Source organism: Bradyrhizobium cajani, from assembly GCF_009759665.1.
Taxonomy (GTDB): domain Bacteria; phylum Pseudomonadota; class Alphaproteobacteria; order Rhizobiales; family Xanthobacteraceae; genus Bradyrhizobium; species Bradyrhizobium cajani.
This window is the reverse complement of the sequence record NZ_WQNE01000086.1, coordinates 1-1,504: the sequence shown is the minus strand read 5'-3', so window position 1 is coordinate 1,504 and position 1,504 is coordinate 1. Positions and strand designations below refer to the sequence as shown.

Here is a 1,504-nt window from a genome sequence, read left to right as displayed (position 1 = left end):
GCGCTAGAGCATGCACATATCTCTGAGGCTCCATCCTGCTGCGACGGCCTGGAAGTATTCGAGGCCGTTCTTGAGGGTTATCGGACCTGGGGGTTTGGAGGACGGGTAGCCATCCCAGCCGCCGAGACGACCGATGATCCAGGCGGCCCAGGCGAGGCTGTCGGGCGGATGCGGGTTTTTTAGTCGCTTGCTTCTGGCTTCGAGTTGCTGGTTGAGGGCAGCAAGCGTGCTGATCTCGTTCTCATTGAAGGCAACAAGAATGGGCTGCTGACCGCCATCGCGCGCCTGAAGAAGTTGGATTGTGATGACAGCCGCCTTGGCGGCGATAGCAACCAGCTTGAGAAGGCGATCGGCGGTTCCGATCTGGCTGTCTTCGAGTTTGAGGCCTTGCGTCTTCAGAACGCGGAAGAACTGCTCAATGATCCAGCGCTGCTTGTACCATTGGACGATACGCCAGGCGTCTTCGACGCTGGTGACCTCGTGCGAGGTGAGCAGACGCCAGTGCAATGGCTCTACGCCGGTTTCGGCATTGATCTCGCGTACGTCGATCACCGCCAATGACAAGCTTTTCGGTAAATGACGCAGGAACTTACTCTGCGGGCGGGCAAGCTCGATTGCGCCAAAGCAAAGTTCGAGCTGGGCCAGCCGTGCCGGCCGCGCGGCGCGCGCAGGCAGCTCGATCGCACGCCGGTCCACCGCGGCCATGGCATCGCTGGCTTCATACAAATCGTTGCGGTCGGCAAGCTTGCGGTCATGCATGCTGCGCGCGATGACATGGACGCGCTGCTCCGCCGAACTGGCATAAAGGGCAAAGATATCGCTCTCGCGGTCACCCAGGACCGTCACCGCCGCGGCCTTGGTGAGCAGCGGCCTGGCTGCAACGACAGTGGATATCCAGCGCTGCGATTCCTTGTCTGACAACTCCCGATCGTCGTGCGAGGTCGCGCGACGACCTTTGCGCGTCCAGATCTGTCCGCTCAAAAGTCCAAGACAGGTGCCATCGTCGGCATCCACCGCCAACAGCGGATGCAACAGCACACCATAATTATTGCCTTTGCCGATCTCTCCGAGCCCGCGCCGACGTTGCGACGTCGTGTTGAAATGGATTTCGCTGGTGTCCTGGATGGCCAGCACGTGGCGGCCCCCTACCGCGGCAACCGTGCCTTCGCCCCAGCTTTCGATGATCCGCTCCGCCGTCACCTTGTCGTGGCCGAGAAAGCGATTGAACCGCACTTCCAGCGCCCGGTCACCCCTGGAAAGCCGTCGCAGGCACACCGTTTTGCTCGCGACCATGCGTTCGATGAGCGCCGCCCCCCTTTATCGAGACGACGATCCCCGAACCGACCCAACGTCCAATCATTTCGCGACAACATCGCAGCACCCCGTCCAACCATGGAGTGTGGAATAGAAATCACACAGACTTCCGATTCTGGAATCCCCCGCCGCCTACCCGAGTCAATCCGCCGCACCAGATATGTGCATGCTCTAGCGCGAACGCGGGGAC

General features: G+C 60.9%; 1 protein-coding gene. It reads right to left on the bottom strand.

Annotated features, from left to right (window positions below):
* Positions 1–3: 3 nt before the first annotated feature.
* Positions 4–1,293 (bottom strand): IS4 family transposase, encoded by a 1,290-nt coding sequence (locus GPL20_RS38475; RefSeq protein ID WP_157337935.1) that lies wholly within the window; start codon positions 1,291–1,293, stop codon positions 4–6.
* Positions 1,294–1,504 lie beyond the last annotated feature (211 nt).

Bases quoted from the DNA above. Each gene is read 5' to 3' on its own strand.
- GPL20_RS38475 (WP_157337935.1), bottom strand. From the start codon at position 1,293: ATGGTCGCGAGCAAAACGGTGTGCCTGCGACGGCTTTCCAGGGGTGAC.